At 63.8% G+C, this 13862-nt stretch carries 15 protein-coding genes, 1 other RNA gene and 1 pseudogene; 9 read left to right on the top strand and 8 right to left on the bottom strand.

All coding sequences use genetic code 11. The annotated features are described in order from the left end of the window. Positions 1–83: 83 nt before the first annotated feature. Together sthA and MF606_RS02685 are read right to left on the bottom strand one after the other, a co-directional pair. Entirely contained in the window at positions 84–1499 is a 1416-nt protein-coding gene (sthA, locus tag MF606_RS02690; RefSeq protein WP_240232109.1) for a Si-specific NAD(P)(+) transhydrogenase, read from the bottom strand. A gap of 224 nt (positions 1500–1723) precedes the next feature. Then, positions 1724–2584 (bottom strand): LOG family protein, encoded by an 861-nt coding sequence (locus MF606_RS02685; RefSeq protein WP_240232108.1) that lies wholly within the window; start codon positions 2582–2584, stop codon positions 1724–1726. A 100-nt stretch (positions 2585–2684) separates the two neighbouring features. On the opposite strand from MF606_RS02685, the gene MF606_RS02680 reads away from it, so the two are divergent. Continuing rightward, a complete protein-coding gene (locus MF606_RS02680) occupies positions 2685–3539 on the top strand; it encodes a DUF817 domain-containing protein (protein WP_240232107.1) in 855 nt (284 codons plus the stop codon). Here MF606_RS02680 and MF606_RS02675 read toward each other — a convergent pair. Then, a complete protein-coding gene (locus MF606_RS02675) occupies positions 3536–3715 on the bottom strand; it encodes a hypothetical protein (protein ID WP_240232106.1) in 180 nt (59 codons plus the stop codon). The two genes, MF606_RS02680 and MF606_RS02675, sit on opposite strands and share 4 nt — an antisense overlap. A 145-nt stretch (positions 3716–3860) precedes the next feature. Between MF606_RS02675 and ffs the strand changes: the two genes are divergently transcribed. The 5 genes and pseudogenes from ffs (at position 3861) to recR (ending at position 7057) form a co-directional block, all read left to right on the top strand. Then, positions 3861–3956, top strand: an RNA gene (ffs, locus tag MF606_RS02670) — signal recognition particle sRNA small type. Positions 3957–4008: 52 nt separating this feature from the next. Further along, positions 4009–5793: pseudogene (locus MF606_RS02665) on the top strand (DNA polymerase III subunit gamma/tau); the annotation flags it as partial. After that, positions 5790–6113 (top strand): YbaB/EbfC family nucleoid-associated protein, encoded by a 324-nt coding sequence (locus tag MF606_RS02660; RefSeq protein WP_240232104.1) that lies wholly within the window; start codon positions 5790–5792, stop codon positions 6111–6113. The pseudogene MF606_RS02665 and the gene MF606_RS02660, both read left to right, overlap by 4 nt. Positions 6114–6121: 8 nt before the next feature. After that, positions 6122–6457 (top strand): hypothetical protein, encoded by a 336-nt coding sequence (locus MF606_RS02655; RefSeq protein ID WP_240232103.1) that lies wholly within the window; start codon positions 6122–6124, stop codon positions 6455–6457. 3 nt (positions 6458–6460) lie between these two features. After that, on the top strand, positions 6461–7057 hold the full coding sequence (gene recR / locus MF606_RS02650) for a recombination mediator RecR (protein WP_240232102.1): 597 nt from the start codon (positions 6461–6463) through the stop codon (positions 7055–7057). Between the two features lie 201 nt (positions 7058–7258). Here the strand turns inward: recR and MF606_RS02645 are convergent, their stop codons facing one another. Both MF606_RS02645 and MF606_RS02640 read right to left on the bottom strand, forming a co-directional pair. Next, positions 7259–7744, bottom strand: a complete 486-nt coding sequence (locus tag MF606_RS02645) for a hypothetical protein (RefSeq protein ID WP_240232101.1) — start codon at positions 7742–7744, stop codon at positions 7259–7261. Between the two features lie 73 nt (positions 7745–7817). Continuing rightward, positions 7818–8963 carry a DNA recombination protein RmuC gene (locus MF606_RS02640; protein WP_240232100.1) on the bottom strand — a complete coding sequence of 382 codons (1146 nt, stop codon included), beginning with the start codon at positions 8961–8963 and terminating at the stop codon, positions 7818–7820. A 122-nt stretch (positions 8964–9085) separates the two neighbouring features. Here MF606_RS02640 and def point away from each other — a divergent pair, with 122 nt between their 5' ends. From def to truA, 3 genes are all read left to right on the top strand, one after another. Beyond that, positions 9086–9601 (top strand): peptide deformylase, encoded by a 516-nt coding sequence (gene def / locus MF606_RS02635; RefSeq protein WP_240232099.1) that lies wholly within the window; start codon positions 9086–9088, stop codon positions 9599–9601. A 145-nt stretch (positions 9602–9746) separates the two neighbouring features. Beyond that, positions 9747–10667 (top strand): methionyl-tRNA formyltransferase, encoded by a 921-nt coding sequence (gene fmt / locus MF606_RS02630; RefSeq protein ID WP_240232098.1) that lies wholly within the window; start codon positions 9747–9749, stop codon positions 10665–10667. Positions 10668–10817: 150 nt separating this feature from the next. After that, on the top strand, positions 10818–11555 hold the full coding sequence (gene truA / locus MF606_RS02625; protein WP_240232097.1) for a tRNA pseudouridine(38-40) synthase TruA: 738 nt from the start codon (positions 10818–10820) through the stop codon (positions 11553–11555). Here the strand turns inward: truA and MF606_RS02620 are convergent. The 3 genes from MF606_RS02620 to dapE are packed head-to-tail and all read right to left on the bottom strand — an operon-like array spanning position 11552 to position 13855. Next, complete coding sequence (locus MF606_RS02620) at positions 11552–12115, bottom strand: hypothetical protein (RefSeq protein ID WP_240232096.1); 564 nt, start codon at positions 12113–12115, stop codon at positions 11552–11554. The two genes, truA and MF606_RS02620, sit on opposite strands and share 4 nt — an antisense overlap. 16 nt (positions 12116–12131) lie before the next feature. Next, positions 12132–12674, bottom strand: a complete 543-nt coding sequence (locus MF606_RS02615; RefSeq protein WP_240232095.1) for a hypothetical protein — start codon at positions 12672–12674, stop codon at positions 12132–12134. Then, positions 12671–13855: a succinyl-diaminopimelate desuccinylase gene (dapE, locus tag MF606_RS02610; RefSeq protein ID WP_240232094.1), complete on the bottom strand. Its 1185-nt coding sequence runs from the start codon at positions 13853–13855 to the stop codon at positions 12671–12673. Before dapE ends, MF606_RS02615 begins: the two co-directional genes overlap by 4 nt. Positions 13856–13862: the final 7 nt, after the last annotated feature.

Raw genomic sequence — 13862 nt, 5'->3', positions numbered from 1 at the left:
CCAAATCGGTAGCAAATGTAGGACAACTATGCGCCCTGCGCCAGCCGCCCAGATGGCTGGCCCCGATTAAGGTGTTCTAAATGCTACTCGATCGGCGCCGCCGGCGTGACGCGCGGCATTCGGTTCCAGGCGTCCAAGGCTGCGATTTTGTAAGCTTCGGCGAGCGTCGGATAATTGAAGGCGTTCTCGACGAAGTAGTCGAGCGTGCCGCCCAGGTTCAGAACCGCCTGGCCGATATGGATGAGTTCGGTCGCGCCCTCGCCCACGATATGGGCGCCCAGGAGCTTGCGGTTTTCGAGCGAGAAGATGAGCTTCATCATGCCCGACTGCAGGCCCATGATGTGACCGCGCGAGGTCTCGCGGAAACGGGCAATGCCAGCCTCGTAGGGTATGCCCTGCTCGCGCACCTGCTGCTCGGTGAGGCCCACCGTCGAGATCTCGGGCACGGCATAGATGCCGTAGGGGAAGAATTCGGGCGCCGGCGGCATGGGCGCGCCACAGGCATGGAGCCCGGCAATGCGCCCCTGCTCCATCGAGGTCGAGGCCAGGGACGGCCAGCCGATGACGTCGCCGGCGGCGTAGATATTGGGCACGTTGGTCTGGAAGGTCACCGGATCGACCTTTATGCGGCCGCGATCGACGAGGGGGATGCCGCAATTCTCCAGGCCAAGGTCGGCGGTGGCGCCGGAACGGCCAGCGGCGTAGAGCAGCATGTCGGAGCGGACGCGGCGGCCATCGGCCATGATGGCGATGGTCCAGCCCTGTGCGTCGAGTTCGACGGCATCCACCTTGGCGCCGAGGCGGATGGTCATGCCGCGCTTGCGCAGGTCGTGGGTGAATTCCTCAATGATTTCCTTGTCGATGAAATCGAGAATGCTGTCGCGCGGCTCGATGATGGTGACGGGAACGTCGAGCGCCGAGAAGATGGTGGCGTATTCGAGCCCGATGACGCCAGCACCGACCACGGTGAGGCTGCGCGGCACGCGCGGCTCCGACACGAGACTATCGCTATCGAGCACCGAATGGTCGTTGAAGGGGATGTGGGCGGGACGGAACGGCGCGGTGCCGACCGCAATGATGGCGTGGCGGAAGCCGACCTTGATCTCCTCGGCATCCGGCGTGACGACGGCGATGTGGTTCGTATCGAGAAAACGTGCGCGTCCACCCATGGTGCGCACGCCATTGCGGGCGAACTGGTGCTCGAGCACCTCGATCTCGTGGTTGAGCGTCATGCGCAGGCGGGCGCCGAGATCCTTGCCCTCGATGTCCTTCTTGACCCGGTAGGAGAGGCCATAGAAGCCGCGCTCGCGCCAGCCGGACAGGTTGAGCACGGTTTCGCGCAGGGTCTTGGAGGGGATAGTGCCAGTGTGAACCGAGACACCACCGAGGCGCAGGCGGTTTTCGACGACCAGCACCGATTTGCCAAGCTTGGCCGCCTGCACGGCAGCCCGGCGCCCGGCCGGTCCGCTGCCGATGACTACGATATCGAATTGTTCCAACAGCAAGCCCCCGATTCGACGCCGACGACGCCTATCGGGCCAGTGTGACACTGCGATTGCAAACGTTGCAATCGCAGTGTGGGCAGAGCGGCTTTGCAGGGGTGTTGGGAGTCACGAGGATCGGGATAATTCCACAGCGTCATTCCCGCGAAAGCGGGAATCTGTGTTTGGACGTGGCGGAAAAGGAGATTCCCGCTCTCGCGGGAATGACGCCGTGGTGGTGGCTAATCGCCGACCAGTACCTCGTCGATGGCGGGCAGATTGTAGAACTGCCGGATGACGTCCCAGCCTTCGTCGGCGCTATCAACGATGGTGAACAGGTCGGGGTCGGTGGGCGCGATGGTGCCGGCTTCCGCCAGAGCCTCAAAATTGATCACCTTGCCCCAGAATTCGGCGCCGAACAGCAGCAGCGGTACGCGGGCCATGCGGCCGGTCTGGATCAGGGTCAGGGTTTCGAAGAATTCGTCGAGCGTGCCGAAGCCGCCGGGGAAGACCGCTACGGCCTTGGCACGCAGCAGGAAGTGGATCTTGCGCGTGGCGAAATAGTGGAAATTGAAGCTGAGGTCGGGTGTGACATAGACGTTGGGCGCCTGCTCGTGCGGCAGCACGATATTAAGCCCAATGGAGGGCGCCCCGACATCGGCGGCGCCACGATTGCCAGCCTCCATGACGCCGGGCCCGCCACCAGTGACCACGACATAGTCGCGGAAATCGAGGGCGCGCGAGGTGGCCGATGCCAGCTGGGCGAAGCGCCGCGCCTCGGTGTAGTAGCGTGAGGCCGCCTCAAGGTTCTGCTTCTGGGTTTCGTTCTTTGCGGCCCAGGCGGGCTTGCCCGGCTCGGGAATGCGGGCGCCGCCGAACAGCACCACGGTCGAATTGATGCCGCGCTCGCGCATGCGGAATTCGGGCTTGAGATATTCGAGCTGGAAGCGGATGCCGCGCGTATCCTCAGAGGTCAGGAACTCGTCGTCGGCAAAGGCGAGCCGGAAGGCGGCGGCCTGGGTCTGCGGCGTCTGCGGCGCGCGTTTGGACGCGGCGACATCCTCGACCGAGGTGCGCAAAGGTGTGGGGCGGCGTTTGGCCATGCCGGCTTCTCCATTGCATCGGAGGGCGAAGCACCGCCACAATTCCGAAACGTTCGACAGGGCATATCCAGCCGGGGCCGTTGGAGCAAGGGCAAGAGGCTTGAACCAGTTCACGAGTTTGGAAGCGCGGATCGATGCGGTTGCCCATGCCGTATTGGCGCGGCTGCCGCGCGGGCCGATTGCCGATGGCGTGGTGGAGTTCCTGGTTTTCGGGCTGAAACAGGCCTGGGCGTGCCTGTTCGGCGGACTGATGCTGGGGATGATCATCGTCACCAGGCTGTGGTGGCCCGAGGATGGGCTAGACCGCTACGATGTGTTCTTCCTCGCGGCGCTGGCGATCCAGATCGGCATGCTGGTGTTTCGGTTCGAAACCCTCAGCGAAGCCAAGGTGATCCTGATCTTCCACGTGGTCGGCACCGGAATGGAACTGTTCAAGACGGCGGCGGGATCGTGGACCTATCCCGAGGATGCACTGTTCCGGATTGGGGGCGTCCCGCTGTTTTCCGGCTTCATGTATGCCTGCGTGGGCTCCTACATGGCGCGCATCCAGCGCATTTTCGACATTCGTTTTTCGCTCTATCCGCCGGTCTGGGCGACGGTGGTGCTAGCGGTGGCGATCTACATCAACTTTTTCAGCCACCACTTCATTTTCGATTTCCGCTGGGTGCTATTCGCGGTGCTGGGCCTGCTCTACTACCGTAGTTCCATGCATTATCGCGTGTTCCGCTTCCGCCACCGCATGCCGATGCTGCTGGCGTTCCTGCTGGTGGCGCTGTTCATCTGGATCGCGGAGAATATCGGCACCTGGTCACGGGCCTGGCTTTACCCCGATCAGGCCGATGGCTGGTCGCTGGTGAGCTGGAGCAAGCTGGGCTCGTGGTACCTGCTGATGCTGATTTCGGTGGTGCTGGTGACGCTGGTGCACCCGCCCAAGGTGTACGAGCCGCCGCGCTAGTCCCGGGTCAGGTGCGGGGCCATCGCCTTGCTGCCCAATTGCATGACCCAACCGCCGATGGTTTCGAAGAGGCCTGGCGGGTCCTGGTAGCCGGCCAGCATGCGCTCGGCCAGCGCATAGCCTTCGCGCACGATGCGGCGCTCTTCGAGTGTCAAACCGATGGATGGAACGCGCATCGCGACCTCCCTGCCTTATGGTTGACGAAACCTTAACGCGGAAAGAGCCGGCCGTCCGGCATGACCTTCGTTCATGGTTTACGCCGGCGGCTTGTTGATCGGCGGGGCCTTGCCATTGTCGCATTTTATTCGCATATAGCGCCTCGGGAGGTTGGCGCGGACGTGTTCCTCGCCAACCGGGTCAGGTCCGGAAGGAAGCAGCCCCAACGAGACCTTCACGGGTCGTTGCCAGCCTCCTACTTCGCCCTATTATGGTCGGATGACCCAAGGCAGATTCCCCACACAAGCGACAGAAGGGCTCGATGGCTGACGCACCGACCTCGCCCTATCTCGTGCTTGCCCGCAAGTACCGGCCACGCGACTTCACCACGCTGGTCGGCCAGGATGCCATGGTGCAGACGCTGGGCAATGCCTTTGCGCAGAACCGCATCCACCATGCCTTCATCCTCACCGGCGTGCGCGGCGTGGGCAAGACCACGACGGCCCGCATTCTGGCGCGGGCTTTCAACTATGAAGATGCCACCGGCCCCCATCCGACGCTCGACCTGAGTGTCGAGGGCGAGCATTGCCGCGCCATTATCGAGGGGCGCCATGTCGACGTCATCGAAATGGACGCCGCCAGCAATACCGGCATCAACGATATCAGAGAGATCATCGACTCGGTCAAATACGCGCCGTCCTCGGCGCCGTACAAAGTCTATGTGATCGACGAAGTGCACATGCTGTCGACGGCCGCCTTCAACGGGCTGCTGAAGACACTGGAAGAGCCGCCGCCCTATGTGAAGTTCATTTTCGCCACCACCGAAATCCGCAAGGTGCCGGTGACGATCCTGAGCCGTTGCATGCGCTTCGATCTGCGCCGCATTACGCCCGAAATCATGACGGCGTATCTGCAGTCGATCCTGGGCCAGGAGGGTATTGAATTCGAACCCGAGGCGCTGGCGATGATCGTGCGGGCGGGCGAAGGCTCGGCGCGTGATAATCTCAGCCTGCTCGACCAGGCGATTGCGCATGGCAATGGCACCGTCACCGCGGCGACGGTCAAGGCCATGCTCGGCCTGGGTGATCGAGCCCGGATTATCGACCTGTTCGAAGAGCTGATGGGTGGTCGCATTGGCGAGGCCATCGAGACCATGCGGGCGCTCTACGATATGGGTGCCGATCCTCAGACGCTGATCGCCGACCTCGCCGATTTCACGCATCTGGTGACGCGCATCAAGGTGGTGCCAGCGGCGGCCGACGATGTGTCGCTGACGCCGGACGAGCGCAATCGTGGCGCCGAACTGGCCGGCAAGCTGCCGATGCGGGCGCTGACGCGGGCCTGGCAAATCCTGTTCAAGGGACATGACGAGGTGGCGCGGGCCAATAATGGTCTGCAGGCGGCCGAAATGGCGCTGATCCGGCTGGCCTATGCTGCCGACCTGCCAAGTCCTGACGACCTGATCGCGCGGTTGGCCAACCAGCCGGCTCCCGCACCGGCCCTGCAGCCGATGGCGCCGATCTCACGCCCCTCGGGCGGTGGTGGCGGACCGTCGGCAATGCGCGTGGAAGCACCGCGTCCGGTCATGACTGAGGCCGTTGCGGTTCAGCCAGCGGCATTGCAGGCCAGCGCTCAGCCCGCTGTCGCGCCTCAGCCAGTCGCGCAGCCAGCACTCTCCAGTGTCGGCTCGTACAAGGAGCTCATTGCTCTGGCGGGGGCCAAGCGCGACGTGCTGGTGAAGCTGGCACTCGAAGGCTCGATGCGGCCGATCTCGTTCGAGCAGGGCCGCATCGAAGTGGCGCTGGCCGACGGCGCCGATCCCGGTATTATCGCTACGCTCTCGGCGCGCCTGCAGGTGTGGACGGGCGAGCGCTGGCTCATCATGGTTTCGACCAAGCCGATCGACGGCCCCACGCTCCGCCAGGAGAAGGAAGAGCGCGCAGCGCTGGACCGCGCACAGGCCCACGACGACCCGCTGGTCAAAGCCATTCTCGACACATTTCCCGGCGCCAAGGTGGTCAACGTCAAGGTCAGGGACGACGCCGAAGCACCGGTGCAGGATGCGCCGCTCGCGCCAATTGAAGAGGACGACGAATGAAAGACATCATGGGCATGATGAAGGCCGCCAGCGAGATGAAAGGCAAGATGGAGGCCATGCAGGCCGAACTCGCCGATCTCGTGGTGGAAGGCCGTTCCGGTGGCGGCATGGTCACCGTGTCGCTGTCAGGCAAGGGCGAGCTCAAGGGGCTCAAGATCGACCCGAGCCTGTTCAAGGAAGACGATGTCGAGGTGCTCGAGGACCTGATCGTCGCCGCGCATAACGACGCCAAGATGAAGTCGGAAGCCGAGATGCAGAAGCGCATGGCGGAAGTGACGGCTGGATTGCCGATCCCGCCGGGCATGAAGTTTCCGTTTTAGATGCATTGATGGACGGTGGCCGGGAAAGGCGGATTGATGCTGGTGCGGCACTGCTCCTGTCGGCGCTGGTGGCGAGCGGGGTCATGCTGATCGGCAGCGGCCAGTGGACCCCGATGGCTTTTCTGATGGTGCCTATATTTGTCGTCTTCGGGTTGACTGCGCCGTTCTCGGGTTTCCTGGGGTCGGCGGGGTGGATACCATTCGGCCTGACAATTCTGGCGCTTGTGGCAATCTTATTGGCACTTGCGCTGATCCCCAATCGAGCCGCCCGGATCGTGTCGGTAACGGTTCTGTTCTGCTCGACGTTTTTCTGCGTCGCTCCTTTTGGACTTTTGACAGCGTAAACCATGGCTTCCGGCGGACCCGAGATTGAACAGTTGATCCAGCTCATGGCGCGCCTGCCGGGGCTGGGGCCGCGCTCGGCGCGCCGGGCGGTGCTGCAGCTGATCAAGAAGAAGGATCAGTTGATGATCCCGCTATCGGCGGCGCTGGACCGGGCCGTGGCGGCGGTGCGGACCTGCGAGGTCTGCGGCAATGTCGATACGATGAGCCCCTGCGCAATCTGTGCCGATCCCCGACGCAGCGAGAGCGGCATGCTGATCGTGGTGGAGGACGTGGCGGACCTATGGGCGTTGGAACGCGCCGGGGTGGGTGCGGTCAAGTATCACGTGCTGGGCGGGGTGCTGTCGCCGCTCGATGGCGTCGGGCCTGATGACATCAGCATTGACGACCTACTCAGGCGCGCGCCTGATTTCAAGGAGGTGGTGCTGGCGGTAAATGCCACGGTCGAGGGTCAGACGACGGCGCATTACATCACCGACCGGCTGGCCGGATCGGGCACCAAAGTGACGCGACTGGCGCACGGCGTGCCTGTCGGCGGCGAGCTGGATTATCTCGATGAGGGTACGTTGAGCCAGGCGCTGAAAGCGCGGACCGAGCTTTAGGGTCTGTGGCCGAGGTAAGTGGTGACACCTCAACCACCAGCCGTCACCCTCGGGCTTGACCCGAGGGTGTTACAGTTTTCTACAGTTTGTGAAGTGTAGAGCCCTCGGGGCAAGCCCGAGGGTGACGCGTGGTGGGTGCGGCACGGCCCAGCCTTGCCAGTGCATCACCAGGCCGAGCGTAGCGTGCCACTACGACGCACCCTAGTGCAAATCCCGCTCCGGGCGGAATTCGTCGCTGCCTTCCCAGGTTGCCTCGTCCGCGGCTTCATCTTCTTCATCGTAGAAGGCTTCGTCGCTTTCGATGGCGTGGCGCGCATCGACATCGTCGGGGGATAGCGCATCAAGGCGATCGGCCGGATCGCGCTCCAGCGGCGCTGACAGGTCGGCATAGTCCTCGCCGTCATCGGCATTGGCGATGGTGGCACTAAGTTCATCGATGGCGCGGTCGAGCTCGTCGAGCATGGCGGCCGGATCCTGCCCGCCCCAATCACCGCTTTCGCGAATGGCGCTTTCGTCGCGCAGTTCGCGCAGGCGCGCCAGACGTTCGCCGGCCGGGCGGTCATCGCCGTAAAGCAGCTCCTCGACTTCGCTCTGAGTATAGGGCTGGGCGATGCCGGGCTGATCGGCATTATCGAAATTGGTATCCTGCGGCACCATGGTGCCGTGATGGTCGTGATGTTGAGCCATTCTCGTCTCCCATGCTGGCTGATGGGACACAACGCGCGAGCGGCCATGCGGTTCGACGATCGTGATCGGCGACCTATTCCCCGGCGAGGCGCTGGGGTTCCTCGAAATCCATGGCGTCGATGCGCTCGCTTCGCTTGGTCACCTTGCCGGTCGAAATAAGGATATCGCCAATATCCCGGTTGGCCTGGGTGAAATGGGTCTGCAGCTTATTGACCCGCTCGTCGAGGCGGGCGACATCGCCGAGCAATTCGCGCACTTCCTTCTGGATCAAGTGGGCCTGCTCGCGCATGCGCACGTCGCGCAGCAGGGCCTGCACCACCTGGATCGAGAGCATGAGCAGCGCCGGTGAGACGATGACGACGCGGGCGCGGGAGGCCCGTTGGACCACATCCTCGAAATGCTCGTGCAGGTCGGCGAAGATGGATTCGGAGGGCACGAACATGAAGGCCGTATCCTGCGTTTCCCCCGGGATCAGGTATTTCTCCGAGATGGCGCGGACATGCACGGCGATGTCGGAGCGGAAGCCGGATTGAGCCTGGCGAAGCTCGTCGGGATTGCTGGCGGCGGCGAGGCGCTGCCAGCTTTCGAGCGGGAATTTGGCATCGATGACCAGCGATGGCGCATCATTGGGCATGATGATGAGGCAATCGGGGCGGTAGCCGTTGGAGAGCGTCGACTGGAACGAATAGGCGTTGGGCGCCAGCCCATCGCCCACAATGGCCTCCATGCGGCCCTGGCCGAAGGCGCCGCGGGTCTGCTTGTTGGCGAGAATGGATTGCAGCGAGACGATCTCGCTGGAGAGCGAGGTCATGGTGGATTGGGCGCGATCGATGACGGCGAGCCGTTCATGCAGCTTGTTGAGCCCTTCATCGGTCTTGGCGCGAGTCTCCTGCAGGGCCTGGCCGACGCGCTGGCTGGTGGAGTCGAGGCGTTCGTTGACCAGCCGGGCGAGGTCAGACGTGCGCGAGCCGAAAATCTCGGACATGGTCTGCATGCGGCCGGTCATTTCGGACTGCACTTGCATGAGGCTGGCTAGGTGCCGCTCCATTTCGGCGGAACGCGCCATCGCGGCTGCGGCATCTTCGGCGCGCTCGCGGCCAGCGCGCAGCGATGCGACCAGCAGAATGAGAAGCAGCACACCGGCCAGCGCAACGCCGCCGGCAATTGCAGTCGCCAGCGTTACGACAAAGTCGCCGAACACGAAGAGCACATTGTCCATCACTACCTCATAACTCGATTCGAGTGTTCGCGAAATGTTCCCATTTGGCAAGTCACAGAGTTGACCGGACGCGCGGAAATACCATATCGAGAGGCAAATCCCCTTCTGCCGGACAAATTCCCATGGCTGTACGCCCCATTCTCGTCATTCCCGATGCGCGCCTGCGGGCCGTCGCCGACCCGATCATCGAGGTCGATGACGAGATCAAGACGCTGGCCAAGGACATGCTCGACACCATGTATGACGCGCCCGGCATCGGCCTGGCTGCGCCGCAGATCGGCGTGATGAAGCGCATCGTGGTGATGGACCTGGCGCCGGAAGGCGAAACGCCGGAACCCATGGTGCTGATCAATCCCGAGATCACCCATTTCGGCGAGCAGATGCAGGTGACCGAGGAAGGGTGCCTCAGCATCCCCGAGCTCTATTACGAGGTCGAGCGACCGAACGAGGTGACGGTGAAGTACACCGACCTCGACGGCAAGGAAGTGATCAAGGAAGCCGAGGGCAAGCTTGCCGTCTGCATCCAGCATGAGCTCGATCACCTCGATGGCGTGCTCTATATCGACTATCTCAGCCGCCTTAAGCGCGACCGCGTGATCAAGAAGTTCGACAAGCAAGCCAAGCGGGCTGCGGGCTAGTTTCGCGGCGGAGAAATCCGTTGCCGTCATCACCGGGCTTGTCCCGGTGATCCATTCCGGGCTCCGATATGGATTGCCCGGACAAGCCGGGCAATGACGGCGATCTTGAGATTTCGGACATTCGCCGGGCCGAGGAGCAACAGGTATGCGCGTCATTTTCATGGGCACGCCCGAATTTTCCGTGCCGACGCTGACCGAGATCGTTTCGTCGGGGCATGAGGTCGTCGCGGTCTATACGCGGGCGCCCAAGCCGGCCGGGCGCGGGCAGGAAGAGCGCAAGTCGCCGGTGCATCTGGCGGCGGAAGGTTTCGGCATTCCGGTGTTCACGCCGCGGTCGCTCAAGGGCGAGGCCGAGCAGATCGTCTTTGCCAGTCACGGCGCCGAGCTGGCGGTGGTGGTGGCCTATGGCCTGTTGCTGCCCAAGCCAGTGCTCGACGCGCCCGAACATGGCTGCCTCAATCTGCATGGTTCGCTGCTGCCGCGCTGGCGCGGCGCGGCGCCGATCCAGCGAGCGGTGATGGCGGGTGATCGGCAGACCGGCGTCATGGTGATGCAGATGGAGGAAGGGCTCGATACCGGACCGGTTGCCGTAGGCGAGGTCATTCCTATTGGCCCTGACATGACCGCGGGCGAATTGCATGACGTGATGATGCGCGTCGGCGCTGACCTGATGGGGCGGGCGCTGGCGGCGCTGGAGCGCGGCAGCCTCGATTTCACGGCGCAGACCGAAGACGGCACGATCTATGCCAAGAAGATCGAAAAGGCCGAGGCACGCATTGACTGGTCGCTGCCGGCGCAGGATGTGCATAACCACATTCGCGGCCTGTCGCCATTTCCGGGGGCCTGGTTCGAGATTGAGCTGGGTGGCAAGCCGGTGCGGGTCAAGGCGTTGCGCTCGACCATGGGCGAAGGTGCGGGCGCGCCCGGCACGCTGCTCGACGGGCTGACCATTGCCTGCGGCGACGGCGCGGTGCGCCTGACACAGGTGCAGCGCGAGGGCAAGGGCGCCATGGATGCGGCGACCTTCCTGCGCGGGGCGGGTTCGTTGCCGGAGCGGGTGGGATAGTGGCTCCTCGTTCGCCCCATCTTCGATCGTCACCCTCGGGCTTGACCCGAGAGCCCTTCACTTTAACGCGCGTGCAGCAAGTGCAGAGCCCTCGGGTCAAGCCCGAGGGTGACGACCGGTGGGTGGGGAATAGTTGCGCGGACACCGCCGATGCCACGCTATAAGCTTACCATCGAATATGACGGAACCCCCTTCTCCGGCTGGCAGCGGCAGGCGGAGCGGGCCAGCGTGCAGCAGGCGGTGGAAGAGGCCATTTGTGGCATGTCGGGCGAGACGGTCACCCTCCAGGCGGCCGGGCGCACCGATGCGGGGGTGCACGCGCTGGGTCAGGTGGTGCATTTCGAGCTGAGCAAGGATTGGGATCCGTTCCGCATCCGTGAGGCGCTGAACTATCACCTGCGGCCGCAGCCGGTGGCGATCATTGCCGCCGAGGCCGTGGGTGAGGATTTCGAGGCGCGGTTCTCAGCCAAGGCGCGGCATTACGAGTATCGCATTCTCAACCGGCGAGCGCCGGCGGTGATCGAGCGCAACCACGTGTGGCATGTGCCGATGCCGCTCGACGCCGACGCCATGGACCATGCGGCGGGGATGATCCTCGGGACGCACGATTTCACCACCTTCCGCTCGGCGGAATGCCAGGCCAATTCGCCGATGCGGACGCTGGATCACTTCGCGGTGCGGCGCGAGCTCGACCATATCGTCATCACCGCCAGCGCCCGCAGCTTTCTGCATCATCAGGTGCGCTCGATGGTGGGATCGTTGAAGTTGGTGGGTGAAGGCAAGTGGAAGCCGGCCAAGCTGCGCGCCGTGCTGGACGCGCGCGATCGCAGCCAATGCGGCGCCATGGCGCCGTCGGCGGGCCTCTACCTGACGCGGGTCGATTACTAGCTGACGGCCGGCGGGCCGATGAGGACGGCGACGACGGCCAGCGCCAGGAACACGCCCACCGCCTGCGAGACGAACAGGATGCCGATCTGCAGCGGCGTCAACGTGACGACGAGGCGGCCGATATTGATGAAGGTGGCGATGGCCACGATCACCACCAGGATCAGCACGACAATGCCCAGGGCTCCGAGCAGGGTGGAGAGCAGCAGCAGGACCGCCGAGGCCAGGGTGACCCAGTTCGAGGCCACCATGTAGGGCACGAAGCCATCCTGCCGGCCCATCTGGCGCAGGGCGACGAAGCCGGTGCCGGCCTGGGCGAGGAACAGGGCCGCATTGACGATGATCGATTGGGTGGCGGTGCCCGGCGGCAGATTGGCGCCGATCAGCATGGGCCCGAAACCGGCCAGGCCAATGGCGATGACCACGGCAATCAGGCTGCCGATCAGTCCGCGCTGGCTGAAATCGAAATAGGACGGAGCCTGACGGTTGCCGATAACCAGTGCCACGCAGCCGCGTGCGGCAGTCATCACTTCATCGAGGAAAGTCGCGGTCGGTTGGGCCAAGGGCTTGTCTCGATGGTCAGATGGAAGAGCCGGAAAGGTCGCTCAGCATGTAGAGCGCCCAACGCATCGCGACAAGCAGGAGAACGGTCAAAACTGCAAAGGCGACGGCAACACCGGCATTCCAGGTGGTGGAAACGCGGATCAGGCGGAACAGCATATAGCCGAGCACCAGCCAGCTGAGCATGATGACCGGCCCGCCGATCATGGCGAGGATACCCTCGGCCAGCAGGAAGGCGGTGAGCGCGTAGACCCCGGGCACCAGGACGGGCAGCAGTGGCTCGTCGCCCTTGAGCGCCATGCGTGTCCCCAGGAGTGCGACGATCAGCGCCGTGAGCGGCAAGCCCAGAACGAACATTGCAGCGACGACGCCGCCGGCGCTGGGCATGCCGATGCTCATCGACGCGAAAGCTACCGCCAGGAAGGTCATGAAGACGAAGATGAACAGCGCCGTGACCAGGCCGGGGGCGGTCAGCGCGAATCGGTCGCGCCACTCGCCCTCGCCGCGCAGGATGACGATCCAGCCGGCGGCGGCATTGCTGAGGGCGGCCCAGAGCTTCATGGCGAGACTCCGAAGAAACGCAGCATGAATGCGCGATAAATTTCGGTCAGGCCGGCGAGATCTGACAGGGCGATGTGCTCGTCGGCCTTGTGCATGGAGGGGCCCACGAGACCGCATTCCACCACCGGACCATGTTGCGCAATGAATCGGGCGTCGGAGGTGCCGCCGCCGGTGGAGAATTCGGGGCTGCGGCCGGTCACGGCCTCGATGCTGGATGACAGGGTTTCGACATCGTCACTCAGCGGCGACAGGAACGACCGCGATGGCACGCCCACGATATCGAAGCTGATGGTGGCGCCTGCCGGATCGACACTGGCTATGCGGCTGCGCACCCAATCGGCGAGAGTCTGCGGGGTCCAGCGATCATTGTAGCGGATGTTGAAGCGGATGGTGCCGCTGGCCGGAATGACGTTGGAAATGGCATTGCCGACGTCGATCGAGGTGACTTCGAGATTGCTCGCCGGGAAGTGCTCGGTCTTGTCATCGATCTTTTGTGTGAGCGCGGTGACGATGCGGGCCAGCGCCGGCAGCGGATTGTTGGCCCTGTCGGGATAGGCGACATGGCCCTGCGTACCAGTGACGGTGATGGTGCCCGACAAAGAACCGCGCCGGCCAATCTTGATGCTGTCGCCGAGAAGAGCGGCGGAGCTGGGTTCGCCGACAATGGCGAAATCGAAACGATGCTGCTGTTCCTGGGCCCAGGCCATCAGCTTGTCGGTGCCGTTGATGGCGTCGGCTTCCTCGTCATTGGTGATGGCGAGCATGATTGTGCCGGCTTCGGCGGGAATGGCGGCGGCGGCGGCAACGAAGGCAGCTATGCCCGACTTCATGTCGGCGGCGCCGCGGCCATAGAGCTTGCCATCGGCCTCGCGTGGGGTGAACGGATCGGCGGTCCAGTTGGCAAGATCACCAGGCGGGACAACGTCGGTATGGCCGGCGAACAGCAGGCGACGGCCGCCCGTACCCCTGATGGCAAAGAGATTGTCGACCGGGTAGGAGCCGTCACCCTCAAAGCGGAGCCGCGTGACGGAAAAGCCGAGTTCGCGCAAGGCGCTATCCAGCACATCCAGCGCCCCGGCCTCGTCGGGGGTAACGGACGGACAGGCAATCAGCGCTTTGAGCAGGGGCAGTGCCGCCAGATCGTGCGGCCGAGCTTGATTTGAATCAGGAACATTTGCCATATCGCAT

This window comes from Devosia lacusdianchii (genome assembly GCF_022429625.1).
Classification (GTDB): Bacteria; Pseudomonadota; Alphaproteobacteria; order Rhizobiales; family Devosiaceae; genus Devosia; species Devosia lacusdianchii.
The sequence above is the reverse complement of the archived record's forward strand: the minus strand, read 5'-3'. Positions and strand labels throughout refer to the sequence as shown.